The organism is Pseudomonas juntendi, from assembly GCF_009932375.1.
Lineage (GTDB): Bacteria > Pseudomonadota > Gammaproteobacteria > Pseudomonadales > Pseudomonadaceae > Aquipseudomonas > Aquipseudomonas juntendi.
In genome coordinates, this window is sequence record NZ_BLJG01000091.1 from 23,629 (window position 1) to 30,968 (window position 7,340).

General features: G+C 65.8%; 5 protein-coding genes. 3 read left to right on the plus strand and 2 right to left on the minus strand.

The genetic code is table 11. The features are described from left to right. Positions 1 to 9: 9 nt before the first annotated feature. Positions 10 to 1,740: an acyl-CoA dehydrogenase family protein gene (locus GYA94_RS13125; protein ID WP_161892444.1), complete on the plus strand. Its 1,731-nt coding sequence runs from the start codon at positions 10 to 12 to the stop codon at positions 1,738 to 1,740. Here GYA94_RS13125 and GYA94_RS13130 read toward each other — a convergent pair. Both GYA94_RS13130 and GYA94_RS13135 read right to left on the minus strand, forming a co-directional pair. Beyond that, on the minus strand, positions 1,724 to 2,746 hold the full coding sequence (locus GYA94_RS13130) for a formylglycine-generating enzyme family protein (protein WP_161892445.1): 1,023 nt from the start codon (positions 2,744 to 2,746) through the stop codon (positions 1,724 to 1,726). The two genes, GYA94_RS13125 and GYA94_RS13130, sit on opposite strands and share 17 nt — an antisense overlap. Beyond that, positions 2,743 to 4,425 carry an arylsulfatase gene (locus GYA94_RS13135; protein WP_161892446.1) on the minus strand — a complete coding sequence of 561 codons (1,683 nt, stop codon included), beginning with the start codon at positions 4,423 to 4,425 and terminating at the stop codon, positions 2,743 to 2,745. The genes GYA94_RS13130 and GYA94_RS13135 overlap by 4 nt, the downstream gene beginning before the upstream one ends. Positions 4,426 to 4,674: 249 nt before the next feature. Between GYA94_RS13135 and GYA94_RS13140 the strand changes: the two genes are divergently transcribed. Then, positions 4,675 to 6,066 (plus strand): alginate export family protein, encoded by a 1,392-nt coding sequence (locus GYA94_RS13140; RefSeq protein WP_161892447.1) that lies wholly within the window; start codon positions 4,675 to 4,677, stop codon positions 6,064 to 6,066. 33 nt (positions 6,067 to 6,099) lie between these two features. Further along, positions 6,100 to 7,332, plus strand: coding sequence for a 3-(3-hydroxy-phenyl)propionate transporter MhpT (gene mhpT / locus GYA94_RS13145; RefSeq protein WP_161892448.1), 1,233 nt, complete (start codon positions 6,100 to 6,102; stop codon positions 7,330 to 7,332). Positions 7,333 to 7,340 lie beyond the last annotated feature (8 nt).

Genomic DNA, 7,340 nt, shown 5'->3' on the forward strand with positions numbered 1-7,340 from the left:
AGGTGTTCCATGGCCTGGAAGGCCCCCCTGCTGGACATGCAATTCGTGCTGCAACATTGGCTCCAGGCTGACGAGGCCTGGCAGGCACTGCCGCCTCATGCCGACCTGGACCTGGACCTGGCGTGGCAGGTGCTGGAACAAGCCGCCCGCTTCACTGAACAGGTGCTGGTGCCGCTGAACGCCACAGGTGATCGCCAGGGTTGCCGTATGGAGGCGGGGCAGGTGCGGACCCCGCACGGTTTCCCGGCCGCCTACCGGGCTTATGTCGAGGCAGGGTGGCCGGCACTGGCCTGTGCCCCGCAGTTCGGCGGCCAAGGGTTGCCGCTGGTGCTCGACGCTGCGCTGCAGGAAATGCTCTTCGCCAGCAACCATGCCTGGGCCATGTACACCGGTATCGCCCATGGCGCGTATCAATGCCTGCAGGTGCATGCCAGCGAACAACTGCAGGCACGCTACCTGCCCGGTATCGTCAGTGGCGAGATTCTGCCCACCATGTGCCTGACCGAGCCCCAGGCCGGCAGCGACCTGAGCCTGTTGCGCTGCCGCGCCGAGCCGTTGGGCGACGGCCGTTATGCCATCACGGGCAACAAGCTGTTCATCTCCGGCGGCGACCACGACCTGACCCGCCAAATCGTGCACCTGGTGCTGGCGCGGCTGCCGGGCGCGCCGGCCGGCAGCCGCGGTCTGTCGCTGCTGCTGGTCCCCAAATGGCTGGAAGACGGTCAGCCTAATGCGGTGCAGTGCGAAGGCCTGGAGCACAAGCTGGGTATCCGCGGTAGCGCCACCTGTGCATTGCGTTTCGAAGCGGCCAGTGGCTGGTTGGTGGGGCAGGCGCACGGCGGCCTGGCGGCGATGTTCGTGATGATGAATTCGGCCCGGCTGCACGTTGGCTTGCAAGGGCTGGCGCACGCCGAAGCCGCCTGGCAATGTGCCCGGGAATACGCCATGGCGCGTAGGCAGATGAATGCGCCTGGGCAGCCCAAGGGCCAAGCCGACCCCATTCACTTGCACCCCGCCATGCGCCGGGTGCTGCTTGAGCTGCGGGTGCGCAGCGAAGGTATGCGCGCACTGGGCTACTGGGCGGCGCACTGGCTGGATGTGGCCGCAGCGGCCACTGACCCCGGGCAACGGGCCAAGGCGGCGACGCTGGCGGCGCTGCTGACACCGGTCATCAAGGCTGCCTTCACCGAGCAAGGTTTCACCCTGGCCAGCAAGGCCCTGCAGGTGTTCGGCGGTTATGGCTACACCTGTGAGTTCAGTATCGAGCAAACGCTGCGCGACAGCCGCATCGCCATGATCTACGAAGGCACCAACGAGGTGCAGGCCAACGACCTGCTGCTGCGCAAGGTGCTGGGTGACGGCGGGGCGGGCATGGCACTGCTGCTGGGCGAACTGCGTAAAGAAGCCGGCACCGGCATGGCAGCTGCGGTTCTGCAGAAGGTATGTGCGGTGCTGCAAGGGCTACTTGCCGAGGTTATGGCCAAGGCGGCCGCTGACCCTGAGTACCCGTACCGCGCGGCCGGCGACTTCCTGCAACTGTGTGCCACGGCGTTGCAGGCGTTTGCCTGGGCGCGCACCGAGCGTTGCCTGCAGGCCTTGCCGGTGGACGCGCCACTGCGCCTGCAAAAGCAGGAAAGCATCGGCTTTTTCTGCAACTACCTGATGCTCGATTTCGACCGCCAGGTAGCGGCCGTGGTGGCGGCCGCTGCCCCGTTGCCCAGCATTACCGCACCGTTCTGAAGCCCACGTGTGAAGTGGCCATGAACACCGGCTGAGGTTGCCGCGCCGAAGGCCGGTAGCGCAGGCAGCGGTCTGCCGAACACAGGTGCGAACCGCCCTTGATCACTGCCACTTTCACGCCGGGGTCGGCGGGGTCGTGGCTGTCGTCCAGGCTTGGCCCGGGCGGGTCCAGGCCAGCGTCGCGCTGCGGCGCATGGCCTGGGCGGTAACCCGTGCGGGTCAACTCCCAGACATTGCCCCCGGCATCGAACAGGCCAAAGCCGTTGGCCGGGAAACAGCCCACCGGCGAAGTGCCGGTGAAACCGTCGGTGGCGGCGTTGTGGTACGGAAACTGGCCCTGCCAGGTATTGGCCATGGCTTTGCCCTTGGGCAGTTCGGTCATGCCCCAGCTGAAGTCGGCATCCTGCAGGCCGCCGCGCATTGCATATTCCAGCTGGGCCTCGCTGGGCAGCTTGCGCCCAGCCCAGCGCGCGTAGGCCTGCGCATCCTCCAGTGCCACTTGCACCACCGGGTGGTTATCCAGCCCTTGCAAGTCGCTGCCCGGGCCTTGCGGGTGGCGCCAGCTTGCCCCGGGCACGAACTGCCAACCCGGGCGCAGCACATCCGGCCCTTGCTTGAACACCATTGCCCCCGGCACGCGCAGGTGCTGGGGCAGGCTGGGGTCGTCGGCCTTGTCGATCCCCCGCTCGGCATGGGTGAGGTAGCCGGTCGCCGCGACAAAGCGCGCGAACTGGGCATTGGTGACCGGGTGTACATCGATCCAGAACGCCGACACTTGCGCCAGGTGGGCGGGGCCCTCCTCGTCGTAGTAGCGCTCCGAGCCGAAACTGAACTTGCCGCCGGGCAGTTGCACCATGCCGTCCCGCCAGGGGCCTTCACGGGGGGTGGGTACACCGCCATAGCCATCACACAGCAGCGCCGGGGCCGCCGCTTGCGGCCAGGCGCTGTAGCCAATGGCGAGCAAACCGGCGGCGAGCAGTGCGCAGCCGGCTGCACGCCCGATCATTGCTTGCTGGCCACCGCCGGGCTCGCCACTCTGGCAGGGCTGGCGGGGCGGCCTTCGGCATCGATCACGATATTGCTGCGCTGGGCGTAGGCCTTCCAGTCGCGCAGCATCTGTGCCACTTGCTCGGGGTGCGCAGCGGCGATGTCGTGGTGCTCACCTGGGTCTTTGCGCAGGTCGTACAGGTGCCACGCCGGTTTGCCGTCGGTGGCATCCCACAGCAGCTTCATCGGGCCTTTGCGCAGCGAAGCACTGCCGTTGATTTCCCAGCCCAGAGCTTCGTCACCGGCATGGATGAGCGTGTCGTCGCCTTGCAGGTAGTTCAGTGCCGAACTGCCCTGCGGCGGCACGATATCGCGGTCGCGGTACTTGATGCCGGGCATCGGCGCACCGGCCAGTTGCAGCAGGGTGGGCATGATGTCGCGCACGCTGGCCAGCGCTTCGCTGCGCCCCGCTTTGATCGTGGCCGGGTAGTAGACAAAGGCCGGCACGCGGATGCCGCCCTGGTAGGTGGTCATCTTGTAGCGGCGGCTGGGCAAGGCGCTGACCTGGGCCCAGGCCGAGCCGATCATCAGGAACGAGTCGCGTCGGCCGTAGTTGTCCAGGCGGTTGTCGAAGTGTTGGCTGATCCACGTCGGGTCCACCCGTGAGGCGTTCTCCGGGCCATTGTCGGACATGAACAGGATCAGCGTATTTTCCAGTTCGCCCCGCTGGCGCAGGTGCGCTACCAGCCTGCCCACCTCGGCATCCAGGGCGCTGACCATGGCGGCGTAGACCTCCATGGTGCGCGCCGATTGGCGTTGCTGCTCGGCGCTGAGCGACGCCCAGCTCGGCACCCCTTCCAGTTGTGGGTCCAGCGGGAAGTCTGCCGGCACCAGGCCGGCCTTGCGCTGGCGCTCCAGGCGCTGTTGGGCGATGGCCTCGTAGCCCTGGTCATAGCGGCCGCGGTATTGCGCCAGGTACTGGTCCGGTGCCTGCAGCGGCCAGTGCGGCGCGGTATAGGCGGCGAAGGCGAAGAACGGTTTGTTGCCAGGGTTGGGCTGGTCAATGGCGCCGATCAGGCGGTCGGTGAACCAGGTGCTGGAGTAGAAGTCGCTGGGCACCGCGATGGGTTCACCGTTGTGCAGGAAGGTTGCGCTGTAGTTCGGCAGCAAGTCCATGTTGGCTTGCTTGAAGTGCGCGGCGCCGCCTTCGAGCAGCACGTAGGCCTGGTCGAACCCGCGGTTCTGCGGCTGTTGCGCAGGCTGCATGCCCAAATGCCATTTGCCGGAAATGAAGGTCCGGTAGCCGGCATCGTGCAGCAGCTCGGCAAGGGTGGCGACATTGCCTGCCAGCACACCCTCGTAGCCGGGGCGCACTTCAGTGCCAGGCGGCAGGCGCTTGCGTGCCTCGGCCATCATGCCCAACCCGGCCAGGTGCGGGTCGTTGCCGGACATCAGCATCGCCCGGGTCGGGGAGCAACTGGGCGCGGCATGAAAGTCCAGCATCAGGCGGCCGTCGGCCAGCAGGCTGTCCAGGTTGGGGGTCTGAATTTCGCTGCCCAGTGCTGACAGGTCAGAGAACCCGAGGTCGTCAGCCACGATGAGCAGAATGTTTGGTTGTTTAACGATAGGGGCGGCCATGGCTTGGCTGGTGCCGAGCATCAGCAGGCCGAGCGCAGCAAGGGATTTTAGGCAGTTCATTGGGGTGCTCTTGTTGTTTTGGTAGGTAAAGGGCGGTGCTTACCCTCAGGTTAGACACCGCGCAGCGTCGATATTAGCGGCCGGGGCCGGGTTTGCGCAGGCGGTTGGCGCATTAGCGTTCGATCAGCGAACGCTTATGCGCCCAGGCCCCTTGTCGGCGGCATTTAACCATTGACGGCAATATGGTTAACAAAAATAATAGTTAACAGAGTTATCCAATTTTATAAAAACAAGTAAAGGAAACTTCTGATGACCAAGCCGTTGAACCGGGCATGGGTGCCCGTTGTGCTGCTTTCGCTATGCCAGTACACGTATGCTGCGAACCCGCTGGAAGAGAGCCGGCCAGGCCGGCCCGGCGCGCCGCGCTGGGTCGAGGACTACCGCTTCCTCGATGACCCCGCCAAGGCCAGCGACCCGTTCGATGGGCTGCGCTACCACCGGTTGTCCGAGTCGGCCTGGCTGCAGCTCGGCGCGGAGGCCCGCTACCGTGCCGATGCCTTGGATCAACCCTTCTTCGGTTTGCGGGGCCTGAAAGACGACTCTTACCTGCTGCAACGCTTGCAGGCGCATGCGGACCTGCACCTGTTCGATGACAAGCTGCGCACGTTCTTGCAGGTGGAAAACACCCGCGCCTTCGGCAAGGACCTTTATTCGCCCAACGACGAAGGCCGCAACGAAATCCGTCAGGCGTTCATCGACTTCAATCATGACTTTGCCGCAGGCCGGTACACCACCCGCGTCGGTCGTCAGGAAATGGCCTACGGCGATCAGGTCTTCGTCACCTACCGAGACGCGCCGAACCTGCGCCTGAGCTTCGATGGCGTGCGCGCCAGCCTCAACCTCAAGAGCGGCTACAAGCTCGATGCCTTCGCCGTCAGGCCACTGAAAACCGGTGAGGACAGCTGGGATGACGGCAGCAACAACGCGGTGAAGTTCTATGGGCTCTACGGCACGTTGCCGCTGACCCCCAGCTGGAACATGGACCTGTTCGGCTTTGGCCTGCAGACCGACGCGCGCAGCCTGGCTGGCGAGGTCGGCGACGAGCAGCGCTACACCTTCGGCACTCGCCTGTTCGGCCGCTATCAAGCGCTCGACTGGAGCTGGAACCTGGCTGGCCAGCGGGGCCACCTGGGCGGCGCATCGATCCGCGCCTGGGCGCTGTCGAGTGACAGTGGCTATACCTTCGCCCACCCCTGGCAACCCCGCCTGGGGCTGCGCGTCGATGCTGCCAGCGGCGATGGCGAGCCTGGCGATGGCAAGGTCGGTACCTTCGACCCGCTGTTCCCGCGCAACGGCGTGTATGGCGAAGCCAGCCTGACCACCTTGAGCAACTTGATCGTGGTCGGGCCCACGTTCGGTTTTTCGCCGTCGCGCACGGTGCGTTTCGAGCCGGCCGTGCTGGCGGTGTGGAAGCAACGCGAAGAGGACGGGGTGTACATGCCGGGCATGAGCATGCTGGCCAACACCCGGGGAACCGGGCGCCATGTCGGCACTATCTACCGGGCCAACGCCCGTTGGCTGGCCACACCCAATCTCACGCTGGACCTGGACCTCAAGTACTACGACGTTGGCGCTGGCATCAAGGAGGCCGGCGGCGATGATTCTTCGATCGTTTCCTTGCGTGCCACATTCAGGCTTTGACTTCACGACCCATAACAACAACAGGGGCCACACATGAGTCATTCATCCAAAGCTGCAAGCAAGCCGGTGCTCACCATCGGCCTGTGTTTTCTGGTGGCGTTGCTTGAGGGCCTGGATCTTCAGGCCACCGGCGTCGCCGCACCGCACATGGCCAAGGAATTCGCGCTGACCTCGGCGATGCTCGGCTGGGTATTCAGCGCCGGGTTGCTTGGGCTGTTGCCGGGCGCGTTCATTGGCGGCTGGCTGGCCGACAGGCTGGGCCGAAAAGCGGTGTTGATCGTCGCGGTATTGCTGTTTGGTGGTTTTTCGCTTGGCACTGCGCATGCCGACAGCTACAGCACGCTGTTGATCGCACGGCTGGTGACAGGGTTGGGGCTTGGTGCAGCGCTGCCGATCCTGATCGCCCTGGCCAGCGAGGCCGCGCCGGAGCACCTGCGCAGTACGGCGGTGAGTGTGACCTACTGCGGCGTGCCGCTGGGTGGGGCGATCGCTTCGGTGATCGGCATGGCCGGGTTGGGTGAAGACTGGCGAGTGGTGTTCTACGTGGGCGGTATTGCGCCGATCATGATTGCCCTGGTGCTGATGCTGTGGCTGAAAGAGTCCCAGGCGTTTCGCGCCCTGCCTGCTGCCAGCGCGGGTGATGCGGGGTTGCTGACCCAGCTGTTCGGGCCGGGGCAGGTCAGCCGCACGCTGCTGCTCTGGCTGGCGTGCTTCTTCACCCTGACTGTGCTGTACATGCTCCTGAACTGGTTGCCGTCGTTGTTGATGGGCCAGGGTTACAGCCGGCCGCAGGCGGGTGCGGTGCAGATCCTGTTCAACCTTGGCGGCGCAGCAGGCTCGTTCCTGACCGGGCGCATGATGGACCGCGGGCATGCCGGGCGTGCGGTGTTCATCGCCTACGCCGGGATGCTGGCCTCGCTGGCTGGGCTGGGGCTGTCGAGCAGTTTTGCGCTGATGCTGGTGGCGGGCTTTACCGCCGGTTATTGCGCCATTGGCGGGCAACTGGTGCTGTATGCCTTGGCACCCACGCTGTACCCCACCCACGTGCGCGCCACAGGCGTTGGCGCGTCTGTGGCCGTGGGCCGGCTGGGCTCGATGGCCGGGCCGTTGGCTGCCGGGCAAATCCTGGCGGCGGGGGCGGGGGTTGGGGGCTTGCTGATGGCGGCCTCACCCGGCCTGGTGGTGGCCGCGTTCGCAGCGCGCGCGTGGCTGGGGCAGCGTAAACCTGCAGCGCTGCCTGCTGCGGCGCAGAACGCCGCGCCGTAGGCCGGCCT